This is a genomic window from Bacillus sp. ISL-7 (assembly GCF_018613065.1).
The window spans coordinates 85,612-110,642 of the sequence record NZ_JAGGQW010000069.1 but is presented as its reverse complement, the minus strand read 5'-3'; the positions used below and the strand labels follow the sequence as shown (position 1 = coordinate 110,642).

Sequence of the window (25,031 nt, the reverse complement as noted above, 5' to 3'; positions counted from 1 at the left end):
ATGAAAAGTTAATGGAAGAAAATAGTTTTAAATTGGATATTTTTTCATTATTGGTTAAAATAACTTGATGATGTTAGAGAGAATTTTCACCCAGGAGGAATCAAATGAAAAAAAGCAGCAATCCACTGGACAAGCGTTTCAAGATCGCTCACAGAGAAGCTATAATTGGAATTATTCTTGTTTTGATTAATTTTATCTGGTGGTACGGTTTTGCTTATGGGCTTGGTTCGGCCAAAGTAGAACAATATTCGTACATATATGGTTTGCCAGCATGGTTTTTTTACAGCTGTATTCTTGGCTTTATTGTTATGGTTATACTCGTTATTTTTGCCGTAAAAGTTTTATTCAAGGATGTTCCCTTTGAAGTGGAAGAGGGGGAAAACAAGTGAACTGGGCCGTCATTACACCATTACTTATTTTCTTATTGATTATCTTCGCTGTTGGGATGTGGTCAAACAAATTTGTTATTAAATCCAATTCTTTCTTGGAGGAGTACTTTTTAGGGGAACGCCAAATGGGCGGATTCATCCTGGCGATGACGATGGTTGCGACGTATGGAAGTGCCAGCAGCTTTATCGGAGGGCCCGGGGTTGCTTATACGCAAGGATTAGGCTGGGTCCTGCTTGCCATGGCCCAATTAGCAACCGGTTATTTTACGTTAATGGTATTGGGGAAGAAATTTGCGATTATATCCCGTCAGTACAAGGCAATCACCTTAATTGACTTTCTAAAAGAGCGCTATAAAAGTAAAGCGGTCGTGTTATTCTCAGCCGCAAGTATTATCATCTTTTTGTTTTCATCGATGACCGCCCAATGGATTGGCGGAGCGCGTTTGGTAGAAAGTTTAACAGGCTTGCCATATACGACTGCTTTATTAATTTTTGCTTTTTCCGTCCTCGTCTTTGTTATTGTCGGCGGCTTTCGTGCGGTTGCGATCACAGACACCATCCAAGGTGTGGTCATGTTTGGGGGAACGTTAATCCTGTTAATCGCTACAATTAAAGCAGGTGGAGGAATCCCGAAGATCATCTCAGATTTAGCAACGGAAAATCCTAATTTAATCAGTCCTTATGGTGCAGAACGTAGTTTAACGCCATCCTTTGTTTCCTCCTTTTGGATTTTAGTAGGGATTGGCGTCGTCGGCTTGCCGCAAATTGCTGTCCGAGCGATGTCTTATAAAAATTCGAAGGCGATGCATAGTGCGATTATTATTGGAACCATTGTCGTCGGTTTTATCATGCTGGGTATGCATCTCATTGGCGTGTTCGCAAGACCTGTTCTACCAGGTGTGAAAATCGGTGATACTGTTATGCCTTTGTTATCAATGAAAGTACTGCCGCCCTATGCTGCGGGTATCGTTCTCGCTGCACCGATGGCAGCCATTATGTCGACGGTGGACGCTCTTTTAATTCTAGTTAGCTCTGCACTAGTAAAAGATGTCTATTTAAATTACATCAAGCCGGATGCAGGGAACGACCTTGTGAAAAAGGTTAGTTTCAGCGTGACGGCGATTATTGGAATTGTGGTCATTCTGTTCTCGTTAAGTCCACCTGATTTAATCGTTTGGCTGAATCTGTTTTCTTTTGGGGGACTCGAGTCGGTCTTTATTTGGCCGGTTATTTTAGGATTATATTGGAGTAAGGGCAATAAATACGGGGCAATTACTTCGATGGTTTTAGGGATGGGTTCTTATATTTTATTAGATCAATTTTATCCAAATGCATTTGGGTTTCATACGGTGGTCCTCCCTATTCTGCTTTCTCTCCTGGGATTCGTGGTAACTAGTTTATTTACACAGCAAAACGAAGGTACGATCAACGTTAGAATGGAAAAATAAGCTAAGGGGCTTCGAAAGGCAGTTCATCTATCATTTTTGTTGCAATTATGTGCAATAATTTCTAGAATGAATTAACAGAAATTAATGTATGAATGAGGTGTACTCATTGGAAACCGTTATTCGATATTTGTCAGCACTTATTCTTCCGGGGCTGCTGGTCTTGCTTTTTACAAGGGTTACTTACAACCGGGTCATCGGGCTAATTTTAACCGTTGCCCTGATTGCTACTTCAGTATATAAAGGGTATACCAACACATTTGTGCTCATCGTAGTGGATGCCTTCTCGTTAACAGCAGGGTTTTGGATGGCAGAAAAAATGATGCAGAGAGCCATTAATAAGAGTTAATACATTCGAAGTTTTAGTGAGTCTGTCAGGAAAATGGCAGGCTTTTTGTGTTGAAATTTAAAAAAACGAATATTCGTTCGCATATTATTGGTTTGTTTTTAGGGGAATGTGGTAAAATGTTAATATGAATTTTAGTGGATACACTTGAAAGCAACCATCCCGGTCCATTAACAAGGTACATATGCTGAAAAGTGATTGATATTTCGGGAGGGGGAATATTTGTGAAGGACCAATTTGAATTAGTTTCAAAGTACTCGCCACAAGGGGATCAGCCAGAGGCAATCAGACAATTAGTCGAGGGGATTCGAAACAATAAACGCCAGCAGACGCTGCTTGGCGCTACAGGTACGGGTAAAACATTTACGATTTCCAACGTGATTAAAGAAGTAAATAAACCTACCCTTGTCATCGCCCACAACAAAACACTAGCTGGACAGCTCTACAGTGAGTTTAAAGAATTTTTCCCAAACAACGCAGTCGAGTATTTTGTCAGCTATTATGATTACTTTCAGCCAGAGGCTTACGTCCCACAGACCGATACCTTCATTGAAAAAGATGCTAGTATCAACGATGAAATTGATAAACTGCGGCACTCAGCGACATCTTCCCTATTCGAACGGAAAGATGTGATTGTGATTGCCTCTGTTTCTTGTATTTATGGATTAGGTTCTCCTGAAGAATATAGTGAAATGGTGTTATCGCTTAGAACGGGAATGGAAGTGGAACGAAATCAACTATTGCGCCGATTAGTCGATATCCAATACGACCGAAACGATATCGATTTCAAGCGCGGAACTTTCCGTGTCCGAGGCGATGTTGTTGAGATTTTCCCTGTTTCTCGTGATGAGCACTGCATGCGTGTCGAGTTTTTTGGTGATGAAATTGATCGGATTCGAGAGGTCGATGCATTAACCGGAGAAATCATTGGGGAACGAGAACATGTAGCGATTTTTCCAGCATCCCACTTCGTTACAAGGGAAGAAAAGCTGAAAATAGCGATTGAAAATATTGAAAAAGAACTGGAAATTCGTCTGGAAGAACTGCGAGATGATAATAAATTACTCGAAGCTCAGCGACTTGAACAGCGGACGCGCTATGACCTGGAAATGATGCGTGAAATGGGTTTTTGCTCAGGGATTGAAAATTACTCGCGCCATTTAACCTTAAGGGATGCGGGTTCGACACCTTATACACTGCTTGATTATTTTCCAAAGGACTTTTTGATGGTGATTGATGAGTCGCATGTTACCTTGCCGCAAGTGAGAGGGATGTTTAATGGGGATAAAGCGCGGAAACAAGTGCTTGTTGATCATGGCTTCCGTCTGCCATCAGCGCTTGATAACCGGCCGTTAATGTTTGATGAGTTCGAAAAGCATATCCAGAATATCATTTTTGTTTCGGCTACACCTGGACCATACGAGCTTGAGCATACGCCGGAAATGGTTTCGCAGATTATCCGCCCGACAGGACTTTTGGATCCAACACTTGAGGTCCGTCCAATTGAGGGGCAAATCGATGACTTGATTGGTGAAATTCACGAACGGGTTAGGAAAAATGAACGTGTTCTGGTTACCACTTTGACGAAAAAAATGTCCGAGGACCTAACCGATTATCTAAAGGAAATCGGTATCAAAGTTCAATATTTGCATTCGGAGGTTAAGACACTCGAACGGATTGAAATTATCCGAGAACTGCGCCTCGGCAAATATGACGTTCTCATCGGAATTAACCTGCTCCGAGAAGGACTGGATATACCAGAAGTTTCGCTCATCGCGATTCTAGATGCCGACAAGGAAGGCTTCCTTCGTTCCGAACGGTCGTTAATCCAAACGATTGGCCGTGCCGCCCGGAATGCCCATGGACATGTCATCATGTATGCAGACAAAATCACGAACTCGATGGAATTAGCGATAAGTGAAACGAAACGCCGTCGTGCCATTCAGGAAGAATATAATCGCAAGCATGGAATCACGCCAATGACGATTCAGAAGGATATTCGCGATGTCATCCGTGCCACCCATGCAGCGGAAGATCAGGAAGATTACAAACCAGCGGCATCGTTCAGTAAGATGTCGAAGAAAGAAAAAGAAAAACTAATTGCCACGATGGAAAAAGAAATGAAAGTCGAAGCAAAGGCGCTTAATTTTGAACGGGCCGCTGAGCTTCGTGATTTAATATTGGAACTTAAGGCGGAAGGATGACGTTACAATGGCAATGGAAAAACTGATTGTGAAAGGCGCCAGAGCCCACAATTTGAAAAATATAGATGTCACCATTCCGAGAGATAAGCTTGTTGTACTGACAGGACTTTCCGGCTCAGGAAAGTCCTCGCTTGCCTTTGATACGATTTATGCAGAAGGGCAGAGGCGCTATGTCGAATCCCTGTCTGCCTATGCGCGGCAATTCCTTGGCCAGTTAGATAAACCGGATGTGGATGCGATTGAGGGTCTCTCCCCGGCCATTTCCATCGATCAAAAAACAACAAGCCGGAACCCTCGTTCAACGGTCGGTACGGTGACAGAAATCTATGATTATTTACGATTATTATTTGCAAGGGTCGGGCACCCAACCTGTCCGATTCATGGAATTGAAATTTCCTCGCAAACGATTGAGCAGATGGTCGACCGAATTTTAGAATACCCGGAACGGACCAAAATGCAAATCCTAGCCCCAGTTATTTCAGGCCGTAAAGGATCACATGTGAAGGTGTTCGAGGATATCAAGAAACAAGGATTTGTCCGTGTCCGTGTGGATGGGGAAATGATTGACCTTGGTGATGACATCGAACTTGAAAAAAACAAAAAGCATTCGATTGAGGTTATTATCGACCGGATCGTTGTCAAGGAAGGGGTGTCGGCAAGGATTGCCGATTCACTCGAGACCGCACTGAAACTGGGTGAAGGTAAGGTTATTGTTGACGTAATCGGACAAGAAGAACTGTTATTTAGTGAAAATCATGCCTGTCCGCACTGTGGTTTTTCAATTGGAGAACTAGAACCGCGGATGTTTTCCTTCAACAGTCCGTTTGGCGCCTGCCCAGAATGTGATGGACTTGGCTCAAAGCTTGAAGTCGATCTCGATCTGGTCATACCTAATCGTGATTTGACACTAAAAGAGCATGCGATTGCCCCGTGGGAGCCATCAAGTTCTCAATATTATCCGCAGTTGCTTGAGGCCGTATGCAATCATTTCGGAGTGGATATGAATACCCCTGTTAAGGAAATCCCTGAACACCTATTGGAAAAAGTCCTCTATGGGGGCGGGCGTGAAAAGATTTATTTCCGCTATGAAAATGATTTTGGCCAGATTCGTGAGGGCAATATAGAATTTGAAGGTGTCATCCGAAATGTTGAGCGCCGGTACAAAGAGACCAGCTCTGATTATATCCGGGAGCAAATGGAAAAATATATGGGCGAACAGGCATGTCCAACCTGTAAAGGCTACCGTTTGAAAAAAGAAACTTTGGCTGTCCTAATTAATGGCCGGCATATTGCCCATGTTACCGACCTTTCGATTGAAGAAGCAAATCAATTTTTTGCAGAATTAGACCTTTCAGAAAAAGAAATGCAAATTGCCAAATTGATTTTCCGTGAAATTAGTGAACGGCTAGGTTTCTTAATTAATGTCGGTCTCGATTATTTAACACTGAGCCGAACAGCTGGTACGCTTTCAGGCGGGGAAGCCCAGCGGATTCGCTTGGCCACACAAATCGGTTCCCGTTTAACGGGTGTCCTATATATCTTGGATGAACCGTCAATCGGACTGCATCAGCGGGATAATGACCGCTTAATCGGGGCATTGCAAAACATGCGCGATATCGGCAACACCTTGATTGTCGTCGAGCATGATGAGGACACCATGCTTGCTGCCGATTATTTGATTGATATCGGCCCAGGTGCCGGGGTGCATGGCGGTGAAATCGTCTCGGCTGGTACACCTGCTGAGGTGATGGCTGACCCGAATTCACTGACAGGTCAATATCTATCAGGGAAGAAGTTTATCCCGCTGCCACTCGAGCGCCGCAAACCGGATGGTCGCTTTATTGAAATCAAAGGAGCTTCCGAAAATAACTTAAAAAATGTCAATGTGAAGCTGCCGCTTGGTATGTTTATTGCAGTAACTGGTGTATCGGGGTCGGGGAAAAGTACCCTTATCAACGAGATCCTCCATAAATCACTTTCACAAAAGCTGCACCGTGCAAAAACAAAACCTGGTGAACATAAAAGCATTAAAGGAATTGAGTATTTAGAAAAAGTCATCGATATTGATCAGTCGCCAATCGGCCGAACACCGCGCTCGAATCCTGCCACCTATACTGGGGTTTTCGATGACGTCCGTGATGTGTTTTCGAACACAAACGAAGCGAAGGTCCGTGGTTATAAAAAAGGCCGCTTCAGCTTTAATGTGAAGGGAGGACGCTGCGAGGCGTGCCGCGGTGATGGGATTATCAAAATTGAAATGCACTTTTTACCCGATGTGTATGTACCTTGCGAAGTCTGCCACGGCAAGCGATATAATCGCGAAACCTTAGAAGTAAAGTACAAAGGAAAAAACATTTCAGATATCCTTGATATGACCGTGGAGACGGGAGTTGAATTTTTTGAAAACATTCCAAAAATCAGCCGCAAGCTGCAAACCATTTATGATGTTGGCCTCGGATACATTAAATTAGGGCAGCCGGCGACAACTTTATCTGGAGGAGAAGCGCAGCGCGTCAAGCTCGCTTCTGAGCTGCACCGTCGCTCGCAAGGGAAATCCTTTTACATTCTAGATGAGCCGACAACAGGTCTTCATGTCGATGACATTTCACGCTTACTCGTTGTGCTGCAGCGCTTGGTTGATAATGGCGATACTGTGTTAGTGATCGAGCATAATCTCGATGTCATTAAGGCAGCCGATTACCTTGTCGATCTTGGACCCGAGGGAGGCGATAAGGGCGGAACGATTGTGGCAACCGGTACACCTGAAAAGATAGCCGAAGTTCCTGAATCATATACGGGCAAGTACTTAAAACCAATTCTTGAACGTGACCGGTTACGAATGAAACAGGAAATTGAAGATAAGAGTACCATAAAAGCATAGATAGTAAAGAAGAGCCGAATTCGGAGGGATGCCTTCTGAATTCGGTTCTTTTTTATGAGCTGAACTCCGGGTAAATATGGGTTTGGCGGAATTACGGCTGGAATCAGCGGAATAAGTATGAGAGTTCGCGGAATAAATAGTGAGTCCGGCGGAATAAATTAAAGTTTGGCGGTATTCCGGGTCAATTCGGCGGAATCTAAACCAAAGAGCTGCCTAGTTCAAACGCCAACCAAGAAGGCACCCACTTTTTCTAAAAATATACGAAACTTTCTCCTCTCCCATTTCGTAAATAAAAGATAAAGGAGTTGGGCGCAGAAATGGAAACGAGAAAGGTTCTTTCAAGCTTGTGCTATTTTAGTATTTTTTTCGCTGGGTTTATTTTTCCGCTGATCGTGTTTATTGCGACGGGAGATGAAGTCACAAAAAGACATGCAAAAAAATCACTACTATCGCATTTAATTCCACTCATTCCAACACCATTTATTGTATTCGGTATCTACTATGATTTCGCCACTATTCAAGACAGGGTGCCTGCTTTTACGATTATAAGTATGGTTGTCCTTTTGATTATCTGGCTTGTTGTCGTCATCTGGAACATTATCAAAGGCGTAAAGGTCTTAGTTTCTGAATAAGCATAAAGTGAGACAAATTTATGATTCTGGGGTGGAAAAGATGAAAGAAGAAAAAAAGCGGATCTTAAAAATGGTTGAAGAAGGCAAATTGACCGTTGATGAAGCAGTAACATTGCTTGATGAACTCGAAAAGGCCCAGCAGACGATGGAGCAGAAGCAAGAGCAAATTGTGAATGAACTCTCGACAGCTGTGAATTTTGAAGAAACGAAAAAGGAAGACCCCTTACAGGCGAAATACCAATCGACAAAGGAGAAGATTTTTGATTTTGTCGATACAGCATTGAAAAAAATCAAAGATTTTGATTTTGATTTGAACTTTGGCCAATCCATCGAAATCTCACATATTTTCCACCAAGGTGATGTCGACCTGACAAATATGGACATTGATGTAGCTAACGGGTCCATAAAGATTGCTGGATGGGACCAGCCGGATGTACGAATTGAATGCCAGGCGAAGGTATTTAGGGTTGAAAACTCAGACCAAGCGCGGCAGAACTTTTTAAGAGATGTCGTTTTTTCTGTTGAGAATCGGAAATTACGTTTTATGACACAGCAAAAGTGGATGAAAGTTGAATCCGTTATTTATGTGCCAAAATCTGAGTATGAGCGCGTGCGCATTAGGATGTTTAATGGCACTATATTAGGGGAAGAAATGAATGTAGCTGACCTAAGAGTGAAAACCGCAAATGGGAAAATAAACCTTGAACGGATAAAAGGTAAAAAAGCAGAGGTTGAAACAGCGAACGGAAAAATCAAGATTATCAACAGTCAAATTGATGATCTTGAGGCAGAGACCATTAACGGGGGAATCAAACTTGATGGTGATTTCGAAAAAGTAGAAACGCAATCCTTTAATGGAAACATCAGCTATAATGTAAAAGGAACTCGCGCAGAAGTAATACAAGTAAAAGCGACCACTGGCGGGATCGACCTATTCGTCCCTGAAGCGTTGCCAGTAAATGGGGAGCTTAAGACCAATCTTGGCGGTTTTAATCTGCAGCTAGTAGGTGTGCAGATATTGGAGGAGAAAAGCGAAATGATTCAGAAATCGCTCCGCTTCCAATCTATTAATCATCCTGATAAAATGGTGAAAATCTATGCTGACACAAAAACTGGTTCCATCGCGATTCATAGATCACAAGATGTATAACTAGGAGAGCCGAAAATGAGATGGCTGATTGGATGTTTAATTAATGCGGTTTTATTTATGGCACTTGCGGGTTATTTTCACGAAAGTTTTCAATTAACCGGATTTAGTGCCGCACTTCAGGCAAGCATTTTATTGTCGATATTAAATGTTTTGGTGCGCCCGCTCCTGGTTTTATTTACTTTGCCAGTGACAGTTTTAACCTTAGGGTTGTTTCTATTTGTCATCAATGCCATTACGCTTGAACTGACGGACTATTTGATGGGTGACGCCTTTGAGATTTCTAGTTTTGGCATGGCATTCTTTTTCGCTGTACTTATGTCACTTGTAAACTTGATTATTCAAAAAACGCTTCTGCAACCATCAAGGAAATCGAAGGATTAATGGTAAGGGTGTTCACCTAATTGGTGTGCACTCTTTTTTTTTGAAAAAAATATCCAAATCAATTTTTTAGACAGGAAAGTATAGTTATTCATTAAAAAATGCTAAAATAAATGGAAATGGAATTTTTATGTTTTCAAAATTTATTGCTGTCTAGCTCCAGGCGCCATCGGCTCGAGGTCATAAGTCAATCCGTCAAGAAGGTTAAAGAGCAACCTTCATGCCGGCTCGTCTTATGCTTGGCTACATAAAGCTAACGCTTTATGTACGCATTAAGGGAGACTAATTCTCTGGCAACGCTACGCTTGCCATCGAAAAGTCTCCCTATATCGCCGATAGGCAGGTGCCTTACGCTTTTCTAGTTAAGGAGGATGTTTCCATGCCGAAAGTTCGTACCAAAGATATACTAGAGAAATTTAATCTTGAATTGGTCAGCGGTGAAGAAGGAATTAACCGCCCGATTACTATGAGTGACATCTCCCGTCCAGGAATTGAAATTGCTGGATATTTTGAATTTTATCCCGCGGAACGTATTCAACTCTTAGGAAAAACAGAACTATCATTTTTTGAAATGCTTTCCGAAAACGAACGGATTTCAAGAATGGAACGTTTATGCACCGATATCACTCCAGCGATTATTGTCACAAGAGATATTGAGGTACCGATAGAGCTAATTGAAGCATCAGAGCGTGAATCAGTTCCTGTTCTACGTGTGGGCATGAAAACGACCCGTTTCTCCAGCCGGCTAACCAATTACTTAGAGAGCAAGCTGGCGCCAACGACGGCTGTCCATGGTGTCTTAGTGGATGTTTATGGGATTGGTGTGTTAATTACCGGAAAAAGCGGTGTTGGTAAAAGTGAAACCGCATTAGAATTAGTCAAGCGCGGTCATCGTCTCATCGCGGACGATTGCGTGGAAATTCGTCAGGAAGACCAGGATACTTTAGTTGGAACGTCTCCGGATTTAATCGAGCATCTACTAGAAATCCGCGGTTTAGGGATTATCAATGTGATGACTCTGTTCGGTGCAGGTGCGGTCCGCAGTCATAAACGCATCACTCTCGTTATGAATTTAGAAATTTGGGACTCCAAAAAACAGTATGACCGTCTTGGTTTGGATGAAGAGACAATGAAAATTATCGACACGGATGTACCTAAGTTAACCATCCCCGTTCGTCCGGGACGAAATCTCGCTGTTATTATTGAAGTAGCGGCCATGAATTTCCGTCTGAAAAGAATGGGTGTGAATGCAGCTCAACAATTTACCGAGCGCTTGTCCGATGTCATTGAAGACGGTGACCATGATGAAGAGATTTAAAAGGGAAAAGGAGATAGAGAGATGAACGAAACAATTCAACCGCTAAATCCGATTGCCTTTACACTTGGGCCTATTTCGGTGCATTGGTATGGGATTATCATTGGTTCAGGCCTGGCACTTGCCTTGTACCTTGCTATTAGGGAAGGAAACCTGCGGGGACTTGATAAAGACACGTTCGCAGATTTAATGCTATGGGCCATTCCGATTGCGATTATTTCAGCCCGAATTTATTATGTGATTTTTGAATGGGATTATTATGTCAAACATCCGGCGGATATCCCGCAAATTTGGAATGGAGGCATCGCCATTCACGGTGCATTAATTGGCTCCGTCCTGACCGCCTATGTGTTTTCCAAAAAACGCGGCCTATCTTTCTGGAAGATTGCTGACATTGCCGCACCAAGTATTATTCTCGGACAGGCGATTGGCCGCTGGGGTAATTTCATGAACCAGGAAGCCCATGGTGGAGAAGTAACAAGAACTTTCCTAGAAAACTTACACTTGCCTACATTTATAATTGATCAAATGTATATTAACGGAACCTACTATCATCCAACGTTCCTTTATGAATCTCTCTGGGACTTTGCAGGCTTTTTCCTATTAATTTTCTTACGTAGAGTCAATTTCCGGCGCGGGGAACTGTTCCTAACCTATGTGATTTGGTATTCGATCGGCCGCTTTTTCATCGAAGGCTTACGGACCGATAGTTTAATGCTTGGAAGTCTTCGGATGGCGCAAACGATTTCGATTGCATTAGTGATTGGTGCACTAGCTATTCTCATTTATCGTCGAACAAAGCAGATTTCGGAGAGACGTTATTTAGATCAAGAGAATCTCTAACAGGAATTATTAAAGGAGAGTATGGGGGAAATGCTATTTAATTCATTGAAAAAGGGGTTGCTGGTTGGCTTAAAGACAACATGGACATTGGGAAAAGTTATCTTTCCTGTGACCCTGATTGTAGCCGTGCTGCAGTATACACCCGTACTGCCATGGATCATTAAAGTGATTTCCCCGCTTATGAAGCTGATCGGCTTGTCAGGGGATGCGGCCATTCCGCTTGTACTTGGGAATTTTCTCAACCTTTATGCGGCGATTGGAGCAATTTTAACGCTTGATTTTTCGGTAAAAGAAGTGTTTATTTTAGCAGTAATGCTGTCGTTTTCTCATAATTTATTTATTGAATCAGGCGTTGCGATGAAAGCCGGTGTAAAGCTGTGGATTGTTCTCGTCACAAGACCAGGACTTGCCCTGCTTTCTGGAGCCGTTATTAATCTTGTCTGGCATGGAGGCGGAGAAACTGCTAAATATGGATTTATTGAGCAGAGTGCTGAACCTGCAGTGGGAGTCGGCGGAATTCTCCTCGAAGCCATTCAAAAAGCAGGGCTGGGCATATTGCAGGTGGCCATGATCGTCATTCCGCTTATGATCGTGATTCAAATCTTAAAAGACTTACAATGGTTATATAAGTTTTCAAAAACGATGGCTCCAGTTACCAAAACCTTAGGCATGCAGGAAAACACTTCGACCACGATGGCAGCCGGTCTGTTGTTCGGCTTAGCCTATGGTGCCGGTGTGATGATTCAGGCAGTTAATGAAGATGGAGTCAGCAAAAAGGATATAACCTTGGCATTTATTTTTCTAATGGCCTGCCATGCGGTTGTCGAGGATACGTTAATCTTTATTCCGCTTGGGATTCCGGTCTTGCCGTTGTTTCTCATCCGGATCGGTGTTGCAATAGTGTTAACCTTAATTGTCGGTACGATTTGGAAACGCTCGGGGCTTGTGAAAAGAAAGGAAGCAACCTATGACTAACAAAATTACTACAATTCTATTTGATTTAGACGGAACATTAATTGATACGAATGAATTGATTATTACGACGTACCTGCACACACTGGAAAAATACTACCCAAGCAAGTACCAGCGTGAGGATGTCCTGCCATTTCTCGGACCTACGCTGCACGAGGCGTTTGGCAGTATTGACCCTGATCAGGTCGAGGAAATGATTTTAGAATACCGCACCTTTAACATTGCCAATCATGATAGGCTAGTGAAGGAATTTATCGGTGTCACGGAAACGATTCGGACCTTAAAAGAAAAAGGGTATAAGCTCGGAGTTGTAACGACGAAACGTCATGATGTGACAATGAAGGGTCTACGTTTGATGAACCTTGAACCATTCTTTGAGGTGATTGTTGCTTACGAACATGTCAGCAAGACCAAGCCTGATCCAGAACCGATATTTAAAGCATTAGAACAGCTGAATTCTTCGCCTGAAGAGACGATGATGGTCGGCGATAATTACCACGATATTTTAGCAGGCAAAAATGCTGGGACTGTAACGGCTGGCTGTGCGTGGTCGATTAAAGGTAGAGAGTATATTGCAAAGTACGAACCAGATTATATTCTAGAGAACATGGCTGACTTATTAACCATTCTCGGGGAGTGAAATGAGTGAGAAATACGACCCGCTACCCTGTTGAAGGGGCAAATTCCTTATGGCACGTCTACAAGACTGTGCCTTTTTGGAAGGTTGTCAGAAATTTTATTGTGATCCAACTGGCACGCTATACGCCATTCTTGAGGATGAAGAATTGGCTCTATCGTGTTTTTTTGGGCCTTAAAGTGGGCGAGCAGACCTCCTTTGCCTTAATGGTTATGCTGGATGTCATGTTCCCAGAAAAAATCAGCGTCGGCCGCAATACCGTTATCGGCTATAACACGACCATTCTTGCGCATGAGTATTTAATTAAAGAATACCGGCTTGGTCCGGTTGTTATTGGCAGTGAAGTGATGATCGGTGCAAATTCGACAATACTTCCAGGCGTGACGATTGGTGATGGGGCGATTGTCTCGGCCGGAACTTTAGTTCATAAGGACGTTCCTCCTGGATGTTTTGTTGGCGGGAATCCGATGCGACTTATTTACACGAAAGAAGAACTAGAAAAGCGTTGGGCAGAAGACCCGATTTATAGAAAGTAGATGAACCTGGTCAATTCCGACTAGGTTTTTTTTGCTATTTTTAAAATACTTCAAAAAAACAGTATTTAAGGCACGTTTTTGGTCTTGATGCAGAACCTTATAATAGTAGTGCATCTATACGAAAAGGTTCAGTCCCTGTTCATAGAATAGGTATCGGCAAATTTTTAATAGTTTACATTTCTATTAAAAATTTGCCGTTTTTTGTCGGGATCTTTAGAAAAGGAGAGGATGACCTGTACATAATCTCGTGGCCTGTGTTCTTAGTAGAAAGAATAATCCAAAGGGATAGGTGATAAAGCGTATGAAGAAAAAGAAAGATATTAGTAAATTAAGCAAATTGGCTGCCACAGCTTTGATACTTAGTACTATTGTCTCGCCCGCAATACCTTATAATGTAAAGGCTGCTTCCGGAAACACAGCGACTCTACGAATCTTAGAAACTACTGACCTACATTCTAATGTTTTACCATATGATTATTTCAAAGATGCACCAGTTACGAATTATGGATTAGCTAAAACAGCGACATTAATCCATCAAGCTAGAACTGAAGTTGACAACTCCATGCTATTCGATGCGGGTGATACGATTCAAGGAAATCCATTGGCAAGTTATGTAGCAAAAGTAAATAAACTTGGCCCAAATGATACTCATCCTATTTACACAGCAATGAACTATTTAAAATATGATGCAGGGATTGTGGGTAACCATGAATTTAATTATGGTTTAGACTACTTAAAAGATGTTCAGGAAGAAGTACAATTTCCGATTGTAAACGCCAATATATATAAAGATGATCATGATTCCAATCCTGATAATGATGTTAACTACTTCACTCCTTATAAAATCGTCAATAAAACGATTAAGGATGAGGCCAGGAATGAACATGTCATTAAGGTTGGGGTAATCGGCTTCGCTCCACCGCAAATTATGCAGTGGGATAAAGATAACCTAACAGGTCATGTCGTTACAAAAGATATTGTTTCACAAGCTAAAAAATTTATCCCGCAAATGAAGGCGGAAGGAGCAGATATAATTGTAGCAATTGCACACTCTGGCTGTGATATCGCTGCGGAAGGCCAAGAAGCAGCAGAGAATGCCGTATACGATTTAACAAAAGTACCTGGCATTGATGCCATGCTTTTCGGACATGCTCATGTAATCTTCCCTGGAGATGCATCATTTAACGGCAAGACTGGAATCGATAACACAAATGGTAAAATCAATGATGTTCAAGCTGTTGAAGCAGGCTTCTGGGGAAATAACCTTGGTGTGCTTGACTTAGCGCTTGTTCAGGATACAAATGGCAAGTGGACTGTTGATAAGGCCAATTCTAAATCGGTTAACCGTGCCGTTACGGCTGATACAGCTTCAGACGCGACAATTGTAAGTGATACACAAGCTATCCATGACCAAACACTTGCGTATGTACGTGGAAAAATCGGTACGACGGAGATTCCGATGCACAGTTTCTTCACACGTGTAATGGATGATGCTTCCACACAAATTGTTAACAATGCGCAAATGGATTACGTGAAACAAGCGATTGGGAATACAGAATATAAGGATTATCCAGTCTTATCTGCGGCAGCACCGTTTAAGGGCGGCCGCGGCGGTGTAGCTGACTACACGAATATTGCTAAAGGTGACGTAACAATCAAGAGTGCAGCTGATTTGTATTTATTTGATAACACCTTAAAAGCGGTTGAAGTAACAGGAGATCAAGTGAAGAGATGGATCGAAGAATCAGCAAAACAATTCAATACGATTGACCCGAATAAAGCAGGAAATCAGGATTTACTTGATTATGATTTCCGTCCTTACAATTATGATGTCATTGACGGTGTTAAATACGAAATTGATGTAACCAAGCCAAAAGGCGAGCGCGTTGTTAACTTAAGGATGTTGGATGGAACACCTGTTCAGATGGACCAAAAATTCATCGTTGCAACGAATAACTATCGTGCGGGCGGAAGCGGCGGTCTAGCTGAATTGAAGAATGCTAAAGTGGTAGTTGATTCTCCATTCGAAAACCGTCAAATCCTTATGGATTATATTAGTTCAAAGGGTACAATCAACCCTGTAGCGGACAACAACTGGAAGATTGCTCCTGTTGGCGGGGTTGCAAAATTAGTATTCCACTCTACACCGGATGCTACGGCATACCTTGGACAACAACCAGAGGTAAAAGACCTCGGAGCATCAACAACCAAAGCAGGATACGAGTTATTTGAATTAGACCAAAACGTTCACGTTCAATTATTAGGAATCAATGACTTCCATGGACAATTAGACTATACAACTAAAGTGTCTAACCGTGAAGTCGGCGGTATTGAATACTTAGCTGCTTACCTAAAACAAAGAGAAGCAACTAACCCCGCTAATACCTTAATGGTACAAGCTGGAGATTTAGTAGGGGCAAGCCGTCCAGTTTCTGCGCTATTACAAGATGAGCCAACCATCCGTTTTATGAACGAAATCGGTATGGACATTGGTACAATCGGTAACCATGAATTTGATGAAGGCGTAACAGAAATGAAGCGTTTAATCAATGGTGGTGCCCATCCAAAAACGGTTGACAAGTATGGTGAATTTGAAGGAGCCGACTTCCAATATGTTGTTGCCAACGTGGAGGATGAAAAAACAGGCGGATTAATTTTACCGCCATATGCAATCAAAGAAGTGGATGGCGTAAAGATTGGCTTCATCGGTGTCGTTACAACAGAAACACCAAGTATCGTTACGGCAAGCGGTGTCGCAGGCGTTAAATTCACAGATGAAGTTGAAGCAGTCAATAAATATGCGGCAGAATTAAAAGGCAAAGGTGTAGAATCTATCGTGGTTCTTGCCCATGATCCTGGAACTTCAGCAACAAATGGAGACATTCCAACCGGTAAAGTTGTCGATATGGCCAAAGCGATTGATGATGAAGTTGACGTTATCTATGGTGCACACGATCATAGGTATCTGAACTCAACGGTTGATGGTAAATTGTTAGTTCAATCCTATTCTTATGGTACAGCATTTTCTGATGTTGATTTGACCATTGACCCAGTCACACAAGATATTGTCGAGAAACAAGCTGAAATTGCATCCACCTTCAGAGATGCGATTACTCCAGATACACAAATCAAAGCAGAGCTTGATAAATATCAGGCAGATATTGCCCCAATCACAGGACAAATAGTTGGCGAGGCAGCAACACCGATTTCTCGGACTGCAAATGCAGACGGAGAAACGGCACTTGGTAACCTGATTGCTGATGGTATGAAAGCAGCTACAAACACCGATTTTGCCTTTATGAACGTTGGCGGTATCCGTGATGAAATTAAAAAGGCGGGTCCAATCACTTGGGGCGACCTTTTCGCCATCCAGCCATTCGGGAATGATATCGTGACAATGAACCTTACTGGTGAGCAAGTAAGAACATTATTAAATCAACAGTATGCAGCAGACAGAAATCGTATCATGCAAATTTCAGGATTAAAGTATACTTGGACTAATAATTTACCGCTTGGGGAAAAGGTGCTCGATATTAACCTTCCAAATGGTTCAAAAGTTGATCCTAATAAAGTTTATTCTGTTACGGTCAACAACTTCATGGCTGACGGCGGTGATGGTTTTGTTGTTCTAAAACAAGGAACGGATCGCGTCACAAAGATGACTGATATAGACGCGTTTATTGATTATGTAAAGTCCTTTACCGGACCAATTTCAGCACAAATTGAAGGTAGAATTTTGATTGATAATGTGGCACCTAACGCGCCGCAAGTTGGACAAATCATTGCCCCTGCAAAGAACGTTACTGGAAAGTCAGAGGCTGGTTCAACGGTTAAAGTTTTTGAAGGAAAAACAATGCTAGGCAGTGCGGTTGCTGATAAAGATGGAGTATTCACTATTTCATTTAAATCAGCTCAAACACATGGAAAAGTCTTAACCTTCACTGCAACGGATGCAGCTGGGAATACAAGCAACGCTACTTCCGTTACTCTTGTTAAAAGTAATTCAAAGTTCTGGTAAAAAACTAGCGTAGTACTCTGAAGTGCCTCTGAAATTTTTCAGGGGTGCTTCTTTATTATAGTCAAAAATAATTAGGAAGAATTTTTGAAGTCTGGTTTTCGCAACCAGGCTTTTTTGTAGTAAACTTACTATTAAAATTACTCTTTCGCGGAATAACTCAGGAAATTGGCGGAATTCCTGGTCTTGTTGGCGGAAATCCACTAAAGTTTGGCGGAATCCCCGCCTAGTTCGAACGAATTCCAAAGCTATAACAAAAATTTTCTGAGTTTTGGCGGAATCCTATCCAAGTTTGGCGGAAATCCCTCAAACTTTGGCGGTAATCTCCTCCGAGTCAAATCGAATTCCAAAGCTATAACAAAAATTTTCTGAGTTTTGGCGGAATTCAATCAGAGTTTGGCGGGTAAACTATCTAGATTTGGTCAATTCCTTCAAAATTTCATTGACGAAAAGGTTCCCTAGAGGTAAACTAAAAATACTTTAATTCATTATCACATTAGCAGACTAAAGCATTTAGAAAATATGCAATATAAAAACAAAGTAATCTAACGATAAAGGATGAGCATGATGAGTCGCTTGTTTATGTTTGAAAAGCCTTTAGGCATGAGAGACACGCTACCGGAGTTATATGAAAAGAAACATCGTGTTCGGACCTTAATGGAGGATACGATCAAACTTTGGGGCTGCCAATTTATTGAAACACCTACACTGGAATACTATGAAACCGTTGGAGCCGCATCAGCCATTCAGGATGCCCAGCTGTTTAGATTGCTTGACAAAGAGGGCCATACACTCGTTTTGAGGCCTGATATGACAGCACCAATTGCCAGAGTAGCAGCATCGAAACTATTGCAGGATGACATGCCGCTTCGGTTAGCATACTCTGCGAACGTTTTCCGGGCGCAGCAACGTGAAGGCGGCCGGCCTGCTGAGTTTGAGCAAATCGGTGTAGAATGCTTGAATGACGAAACGGTTTCTTGTGATGGAGAGGTCATATCATTACTTATTTCTTCATTGAAAAAAGCAGGATTATCGGAGTTCCAAGTATCTATCGGCCATATTGGCTTTGCCCAGGAATTATTTTTACAAATCCTCGGCACAGATGAGCGAGCCGATTCGTTAAGAAGATTTCTCTATGAAAAAAATTATGTCGGCTACCGCGAGCATGTGAATTCCTTATCGCTATCATCGATTGATAAGCAGAGACTTCTGCAGTTCCTTGACCTTAGAGGTGGAGTGGAAATAATTGGAACAGCACTCGACCTAATAGAAAATGAAAAAGGTAAGCAAGCTATTTTACAACTAAAGGAATTATGGGATTGTATAAATGATTACGGTGTACAGGATCAGGTCAAATTTGATTTAACCATCGTCAGCCATATGAGCTACTATTCTGGTATTTTATTTGAAGTATACGCAGGGAAGGTTGGCTTTCCAATTGGGAATGGCGGTCGATATAGCTTAATAGAGAAATTTGGAAAAAAAGCAAGTGCGACCGGGTTTGGGGTTCACCTTGATCGACTTTTAGAGGCACTCGGAAGCTATGATATCGAAAACACAGTGACCTGCATCTTTTTCAGCCAGGAGCAACGAAGAGAAGCCTTTCAATTAGCCGAAAAAATGCATCAACAAGGAAAGCGGACAGTGCTTCAGGATATCAATGGTGTCAAAAATCTTGATGCCTATACAAAGAAATTTGCGGATACTACCTACTTATTAGGAGGGCGTGCCGATGAATAATGTACTAACGATTGCGATGCCGAAGGGGCGAATATTTGAAGAAGCAGCCGACCTGCTTAGGAAAGCTGGTTATCAGCTTCCGCCGGAATTCGATGATTCCCGAAAATTAATTATTGAGGTTGAAAATGAGGGACTAAGGTTTATCTTAGCGAAACCGACAGACGTTCCAACCTATGTCGAGCATGGCGTTGCTGATATTGGTATTGCCGGCAAGGATGTATTGCTTGAGGAAGAGCGAGATGTTTATGAACTCCTCGATTTACGCATCAGCGACTGTTATTTGGCAGTAGCGGGTCTTCCCGATACGAAAATGAATGATGTTGCACCGAGAGTGGCCACTAAATATCCGAATGTGGCCGAGGCTTATTTTCGTGAGCAGGGGGAACAAGTCGAGATTATTAAATTAAATGGCTCGATCGAACTGGCCCCAATCATTGGTTTATCAGATCGAATCGTCGATATTGTGTCGACTGGGCGGACGATGAGGGAAAACGGTCTTATCGAGTACGAGAGAATTGTCGATGTAACATCGCGGCTGATCGTCAATCCTGTCAGCTATCGGATCAAAGACAATCAGATCGACGATTTAGTGACACGACTTAGTGAAGTAGTTTCAGTGGGGGATTATTAACATGAAAATACTAAAAGTGAGTGAACTGATTTCGATTAAACGTTCGATTGAAGCGGGTACCTCAGAACAGCAGGATGTTGTCAAAAAAATTATTGCGGAGATTCGCACTCGCGGTGACGAAGCGTTAAGAGAGTATACCGAAAAGTTCGACCGTGTGGACTTATCTTCTTTTTCCGTAACAGACAAAGAAATCGAGGCAGCCTATCAGCAGATCGATCGGCGGTTTATCTCGATTGTCCAGGAAGCAGCGGAAAATATTCGAGCTTTTCATGAAAAGCAGCTCCGGCCATCATGGATGACCACCGAAGAAAATGGAACCGTTCTTGGTCAAAAAATAACGCCGCTTGATTCGGTTGGCGTGTATGTGCCAGGTGGAACAGCTGCCTATCCATCATCCGTCCTAATGAATGTGATTCCGGCGAAAGTCGCTGGTGTGAAACGGATTGTGATGGTATCACCTCCTGATGACCAAGGTCAATTGCCAGCAGCGGTACTTGTGGCTGCAAAGGAAGCCGGCGTCGAAGAAATCTATAAGGTTGGCGGGGCTCAGGCAATTGCGGCACTCGCCTATGGAACAGAATCGATTCGCTCCGTTGATAAAATTACCGGTCCGGGAAATATCTTTGTGGCGCTGGCAAAACGAGAAGTTTTCGGGGATGTGGACATCGATATGATCGCCGGTCCAAGTGAGATTGCCATCTTGGCAGATGACACGGCAAAGGCGGACGAATTGGCGGCTGACCTGCTATCACAAGCGGAGCATGACCCACGTGCCTGTAGTGTTCTCGTGACTCCATCGCTTACTTTAGCTGAAGCTGTTGCTTTGGAAGTCGAAAAGCAGCTAGAACTTCTGCCGCGAAAAGACATTGCCGCCCGCTCGGTTGCCGACTATGGTGCGATTTACGTAACAGCAGATATGGACGAAGCGGTCGAAACTGTAAACCAGTTAGCACCGGAACACTTAGAAGTCATCACAGAAAATGCCATTGAGTTGCTTGGGAAAATTCGTCACGCAGGAGCGATCTTTATTGGTCGTTACAGCTCTGAACCCGTGGGAGACTATTTTGCAGGTCCCAATCATGTTCTGCCGACAAACGGAACCGCTCGCTTTTCCAGTCCACTAAATGTGGACGATTTTCAAAAGAAATCGAGCGTGATTATCTACAGTGAAAAGGCTTTAACCGAGAATGGTGCAAAAATTGCTGAGTTCGCCCGGATGGAAGGGCTAGAGGCCCATGCGAGAGCAGTGGAAATTCGTTTAAAAAATGACGGAAAGTTATAGCTTTCATAAAATAAGGAGGTCCCGTTCGTGGAAAGAATCGCAAGTGTTGAACGAAATACAAATGAAACGCAAATACAATTGAAATTAGAAGTAGATGGTGACGGACAGTCCAATCTTGAAACGGGTGTCCCATTCATGACGCATATGCTTGATTTATTCACAAAGCACGGGCAATTCAACCTTACAGTTAATGCGAATGGTGATACAGAAGTAGACGATCACCATACAACAGAAGATATTGGCATTTGTTTAGGGCAGGCGCTTCGTGAAGCACTGGGGGACAAGCGCGGCATTAAGCGCTACGGGAATGCCTTTGTACCGATGGATGAAGCTTTAGCACAGGTAGTCGTCGATCTCAGTAATCGTCCGCATCTCGAAATGCGTGCCGAGTTTCCAGGACAAAAAGTGGGCACCTTTGACACCGAGCTTGTTCATGAATTTTTATGGAAGCTTGCATTAGAAGCTCGGATGAATCTTCATGTTATCGTACATTACGGACAAAATACACACCATATGATCGAAGCCGTCTTTAAAGCACTCGGACGTGCCCTAGACGAAGCAACGACCATCGACCCACGCATCAAAGGCGTGCCATCGACAAAAGGGATGTTATAAAAACCTTGGTGTCAGGCACCATGAAGGCACCATCAAACAGAAGGCAAGAAATTTGGGTGTCAGGCACCATGAAGAGGCACCAGGAAAGGGATGTTTTCGATGATTGGCATTGTTGATTATGGGATGGGGAATTTGTTTAGCGTGAGTAAAGCACTTGAGCGACTAGGTGCTGATTATTTTATTTCCGCCAATAAGAAGGAATTACTTCAAGCTGATGGATTGATTCTTCCTGGGGTGGGTTCCTTTCGTGATGCGATGGAACGCTTGCCAGAGGAGACGATCAAGGAATTTGTGGCAACGGGTAAACCGCTCCTCGGTATCTGCCTTGGGATGCAGCTGTTGTTTGAGCAAAGTGAGGAAAATGGTCTAACGAAAGGGTTAGGATTGTTACGAGGAAGTGTTCGCCGCTTTCCAGGCCGAACATCAGAGGGAGCGACTTACAAGGTTCCTCACATGGGCTGGAACCGGCTTGAATTTGTTAACAACTCACCTCTGTTAAAAAATGTAGAAGAGGATTATGTGTATTTCGTCCATTCCTATTATGTGGATGCAAAAAACAGCGATGTTTTACTGGCAAAGGCGGATTACCACGAACAAGTTTCAGCAGTTGTTGGCAGAGACAATGTGATGGGGATGCAATTTCATCCAGAAAAAAGCAGCAAGCTAGGGATGGCCCTTCTAGATAATTTTTTACAAATGGTGGAGGAAAGGAAGGCAGTCCGATGAGTTTAACAATATATCCGGCAATTGATATGCGGGGCGGCAATTGCGTCCGTCTCCTCCAAGGGGACTATGATCAAGAAACGATTTACGGGAACTCGCCGTTTGATATGGCTAAGAGTTTTGCCGCTGACGGCGCAGATTGGATCCACATGGTGGACCTTGACGGGGCAAAGAATGGCAAGCGGGTTAATGACCGGTTCGTGATTGAAGCGGCAAACAAACTTGATGTAAAAATTCAAATTGGCGGCGGGATTCGTTCGGAAGAGGACATCGTTCACTACCTTGAAAATGGAGTGGATCGGGTCATCATCGGAAGCATTGCTGTATCGAATCCGGAGTTTGCAATTGAAATGATAAAGAAATACGGTGGAAAAATTGCGGTTGGCATTGATGCGAAAAATGGCTATGTCGCCACACACGGATGGCTGGATACCTCAGAACTAAAGGCGGTCGATCTTGGCAAGCGCTTTGCAGAAGCAGGCGCAGAGACGTTTATTTTTACCGATATTGCCACAGATGGGACACTTGCAGGTCCGAATATAGCAGCTGTATGTGAAATGGCAGAAGTAACTGGAAAAAATGTCATTGCCTCTGGCGGGGTAAGCAGTCTTGCAGATTTAAAGGAGATAGCGAAAAACGGCATAAGCGGTGCAATTGTAGGTAAGGCGCTATACGAAAATCGTTTTACTCTGAAAGAAGCATTGGAACTGGCAGGAGTATAACACAGGAGTTTACATAGTATTCCCTGCAAAAAGAGGCATTGGAAGGTGAGAGTATATGACATTAACAAAACGAATCATTCCCTGCCTTGATGTAAAGGACGGTCGAGTGGTAAAAGGCATTCAATTTGTCCAGCTGCGGGATGCGGGGGACCCGGTTGAATTGGCACGATTTTACGACCAGCAAGGTGCAGACGAGCTTGTTTTCCTAGATATCTCAGCATCGGTTGAAGGAAGAAAAACGATGGTGGAAGTAGTGAAAGCTGTCGCTTCCGAGCTGGCGATTCCGTTTACGGTTGGCGGGGGAATCAATGCCTTGGAAGATATGAAGAGAATTCTTCGGGCCGGGGCAGATAAAGTGTCACTGAACACAGCTGCCGTCTTGAATCCAGAGGTCATTAAAGAAGGTGCCAGTTACTTCGGTTCGCAATGTATCGTCGTAGCGATTGATGCGAAATTTGATGAAGAAATTGGGACATGGCGTGTGTTTACGCACGGCGGCCGGACTCCTACAGACAAACTAGTGGTTGAGTGGGCAAAGGAAGCAGCCGAGCTTGGAGCAGGTGAAATTCTATTAACAAGTATGGACAGTGACGGCGAGAAAAATGGATTTGATCTAGAACTGACAAAGGCGGTTAGTGAAGCCGTTCCGATTCCAGTCATCGCTTCGGGCGGAGCAGGGAATTCGGAACACTTTGAGGAAGCATTTAGCGCTGGGAAGGCAGACGCTGGCCTTGCTGCTTCTATTTTTCACTATAAAGAGACTTCTGTTCATGAAGTAAAATCCTATTTACGGGAAAAAGGAGTGACGGTTCGATGAATGTACGATTTGATGAAAAAGGGTTAGTGCCGGCAATTATCCAGGATGCGGGAACGAAAGAAGTATTAACGCTCGCATATATGAACGAGGAATCACTCGCGAAAACAATTGAAACGGGTGAAACCTGGTTTTTCAGCCGTTCTCGTCAGGAATTATGGCATAAAGGAGCGACAAGCGGCAATACGCAAACGGTTGTCAGCATCAACTATGACTGTGATCAAGATGCATTATTAGTGCTTGTATATCCCAAAGGTCCTGCCTGCCATACGGGTGCGGTGAGTTGTTTTTCTGAACGCGGATTTAAGGGGTCTTCGAGCTTGGCCGATTATCAGATCCTGCAATCGCTTGAAAAAGTGATCGTCGAACGTGAACGTGAGCGGCCAGAAGGGGCATACACAACCTATCTTTTTGAAAAAGGCGTCGATAAGATTTTGAAAAAAGTCGGTGAAGAAGCGGCCGAAGTAATTATCGCTGCTAAAAACCGTGACCCTGAGGAGCTAAGATGGGAAGCGGCAGATTTGCTTTATCACTTACAGGTATTGCTGGTGGAACAAGGCCTCCCATTCAAAGATATTTTGAGAACATTAGAGGAAAGACACAAGGACCGGTCGTAAATAGACCGGTTTTTTTATTTAATACTGCATTGAACAAAACTGAAGATTAATTTTACAAATTAGGCTACTATTATACAAAACTGAGAGCTTATTTTACAAAACGCACCGATAATTATACAAAAGTTAGAAGAATTCGACGGAAAT

General features: G+C 43.1%; 22 protein-coding genes. All 22 read left to right on the top strand.

Annotated elements, in window-relative coordinates:
• Nucleotides 1-104 precede the first annotated feature (104 nt).
• Nucleotides 105-389 carry a YhdT family protein gene (locus J7E66_RS26490; protein ID WP_215005613.1) on the top strand — a complete coding sequence of 95 codons (285 nt, stop codon included), beginning with the start codon at nucleotides 105-107 and terminating at the stop codon, nucleotides 387-389.
• Nucleotides 386-1,837 carry a sodium/pantothenate symporter gene (panF, locus tag J7E66_RS26485; protein WP_215005610.1) on the top strand — a complete coding sequence of 484 codons (1,452 nt, stop codon included), beginning with the start codon at nucleotides 386-388 and terminating at the stop codon, nucleotides 1,835-1,837. Before J7E66_RS26490 ends, panF begins: the two co-directional genes overlap by 4 nt.
• A gap of 106 nt (nucleotides 1,838-1,943) precedes the next feature.
• A complete protein-coding gene (locus J7E66_RS26480; protein WP_251033146.1) occupies nucleotides 1,944-2,183 on the top strand; it encodes a DUF2198 family protein in 240 nt (79 codons plus the stop codon).
• A gap of 221 nt (nucleotides 2,184-2,404) precedes the next feature.
• Nucleotides 2,405-4,384: an excinuclease ABC subunit UvrB gene (gene uvrB / locus J7E66_RS26475; protein WP_215005604.1), complete on the top strand. Its 1,980-nt coding sequence runs from the start codon at nucleotides 2,405-2,407 to the stop codon at nucleotides 4,382-4,384.
• A gap of 7 nt (nucleotides 4,385-4,391) precedes the next feature.
• The gene (gene uvrA, locus J7E66_RS26470) at nucleotides 4,392-7,265 is read left to right on the top strand and encodes an excinuclease ABC subunit UvrA (RefSeq protein ID WP_215005601.1); all 2,874 of its coding nucleotides are present in this window, start codon (nucleotides 4,392-4,394) and stop codon (nucleotides 7,263-7,265) included.
• 317 nt (nucleotides 7,266-7,582) lie between these two features.
• On the top strand, nucleotides 7,583-7,897 hold the full coding sequence (locus J7E66_RS26465) for a magnetosome magnetite crystal formation protein family (protein ID WP_088089577.1): 315 nt from the start codon (nucleotides 7,583-7,585) through the stop codon (nucleotides 7,895-7,897).
• A gap of 40 nt (nucleotides 7,898-7,937) precedes the next feature.
• Nucleotides 7,938-9,047 carry a DUF4097 family beta strand repeat-containing protein gene (locus J7E66_RS26460; protein ID WP_215005598.1) on the top strand — a complete coding sequence of 370 codons (1,110 nt, stop codon included), beginning with the start codon at nucleotides 7,938-7,940 and terminating at the stop codon, nucleotides 9,045-9,047.
• 15 nt (nucleotides 9,048-9,062) lie between these two features.
• On the top strand, nucleotides 9,063-9,428 hold the full coding sequence (locus J7E66_RS26455; RefSeq protein ID WP_168245669.1) for a phage holin family protein: 366 nt from the start codon (nucleotides 9,063-9,065) through the stop codon (nucleotides 9,426-9,428).
• Nucleotides 9,429-9,804: 376 nt separating this feature from the next.
• Nucleotides 9,805-10,743, top strand: coding sequence for an HPr(Ser) kinase/phosphatase (hprK, locus tag J7E66_RS26450; protein WP_215005595.1), 939 nt, complete (start codon nucleotides 9,805-9,807; stop codon nucleotides 10,741-10,743).
• 21 nt (nucleotides 10,744-10,764) lie between these two features.
• Nucleotides 10,765-11,583 (top strand): prolipoprotein diacylglyceryl transferase, encoded by an 819-nt coding sequence (lgt, locus tag J7E66_RS26445; protein ID WP_215005592.1) that lies wholly within the window; start codon nucleotides 10,765-10,767, stop codon nucleotides 11,581-11,583.
• 30 nt (nucleotides 11,584-11,613) lie between these two features.
• Entirely contained in the window at nucleotides 11,614-12,558 is a 945-nt protein-coding gene (locus tag J7E66_RS26440) for a nucleoside recognition domain-containing protein (protein ID WP_215005589.1), read from the top strand.
• Nucleotides 12,551-13,195: a pyrophosphatase PpaX gene (gene ppaX, locus J7E66_RS26435; protein ID WP_215005586.1), complete on the top strand. Its 645-nt coding sequence runs from the start codon at nucleotides 12,551-12,553 to the stop codon at nucleotides 13,193-13,195. Before J7E66_RS26440 ends, ppaX begins: the two co-directional genes overlap by 8 nt.
• 5 nt (nucleotides 13,196-13,200) lie before the next feature.
• Nucleotides 13,201-13,728, top strand: a complete 528-nt coding sequence (locus J7E66_RS26430; RefSeq protein WP_215005583.1) for an acyltransferase — start codon at nucleotides 13,201-13,203, stop codon at nucleotides 13,726-13,728.
• A 301-nt stretch (nucleotides 13,729-14,029) separates the two neighbouring features.
• Nucleotides 14,030-17,746, top strand: coding sequence for a bifunctional 2',3'-cyclic-nucleotide 2'-phosphodiesterase/3'-nucleotidase (locus tag J7E66_RS26425; protein WP_215005580.1), 3,717 nt, complete (start codon nucleotides 14,030-14,032; stop codon nucleotides 17,744-17,746).
• A 564-nt stretch (nucleotides 17,747-18,310) separates the two neighbouring features.
• Complete coding sequence (locus J7E66_RS26420; protein ID WP_215005577.1) at nucleotides 18,311-19,483, top strand: ATP phosphoribosyltransferase regulatory subunit; 1,173 nt, start codon at nucleotides 18,311-18,313, stop codon at nucleotides 19,481-19,483.
• A complete protein-coding gene (hisG, locus tag J7E66_RS26415; protein WP_215005574.1) occupies nucleotides 19,476-20,114 on the top strand; it encodes an ATP phosphoribosyltransferase in 639 nt (212 codons plus the stop codon). The genes J7E66_RS26420 and hisG overlap by 8 nt, the downstream gene beginning before the upstream one ends.
• Nucleotide 20,115: 1 nt before the next feature.
• Nucleotides 20,116-21,396, top strand: a complete 1,281-nt coding sequence (hisD, locus tag J7E66_RS26410) for a histidinol dehydrogenase (protein ID WP_215005571.1) — start codon at nucleotides 20,116-20,118, stop codon at nucleotides 21,394-21,396.
• A 27-nt stretch (nucleotides 21,397-21,423) separates the two neighbouring features.
• On the top strand, nucleotides 21,424-22,011 hold the full coding sequence (hisB, locus tag J7E66_RS26405) for an imidazoleglycerol-phosphate dehydratase HisB (RefSeq protein ID WP_168245660.1): 588 nt from the start codon (nucleotides 21,424-21,426) through the stop codon (nucleotides 22,009-22,011).
• Between the two features lie 99 nt (nucleotides 22,012-22,110).
• Nucleotides 22,111-22,737 carry an imidazole glycerol phosphate synthase subunit HisH gene (gene hisH, locus J7E66_RS26400; RefSeq protein WP_215005568.1) on the top strand — a complete coding sequence of 209 codons (627 nt, stop codon included), beginning with the start codon at nucleotides 22,111-22,113 and terminating at the stop codon, nucleotides 22,735-22,737.
• Complete coding sequence (gene hisA, locus J7E66_RS26395) at nucleotides 22,734-23,456, top strand: 1-(5-phosphoribosyl)-5-[(5-phosphoribosylamino)methylideneamino]imidazole-4-carboxamide isomerase (protein ID WP_215005565.1); 723 nt, start codon at nucleotides 22,734-22,736, stop codon at nucleotides 23,454-23,456. The genes hisH and hisA overlap by 4 nt, the downstream gene beginning before the upstream one ends.
• A gap of 55 nt (nucleotides 23,457-23,511) precedes the next feature.
• Complete coding sequence (hisF, locus tag J7E66_RS26390) at nucleotides 23,512-24,273, top strand: imidazole glycerol phosphate synthase subunit HisF (protein WP_215005562.1); 762 nt, start codon at nucleotides 23,512-23,514, stop codon at nucleotides 24,271-24,273.
• Nucleotides 24,270-24,887, top strand: coding sequence for a bifunctional phosphoribosyl-AMP cyclohydrolase/phosphoribosyl-ATP diphosphatase HisIE (gene hisIE, locus J7E66_RS26385; RefSeq protein ID WP_215005559.1), 618 nt, complete (start codon nucleotides 24,270-24,272; stop codon nucleotides 24,885-24,887). The genes hisF and hisIE overlap by 4 nt, the downstream gene beginning before the upstream one ends.
• The last annotated feature ends 144 nt before the right edge of the window (nucleotides 24,888-25,031 follow it).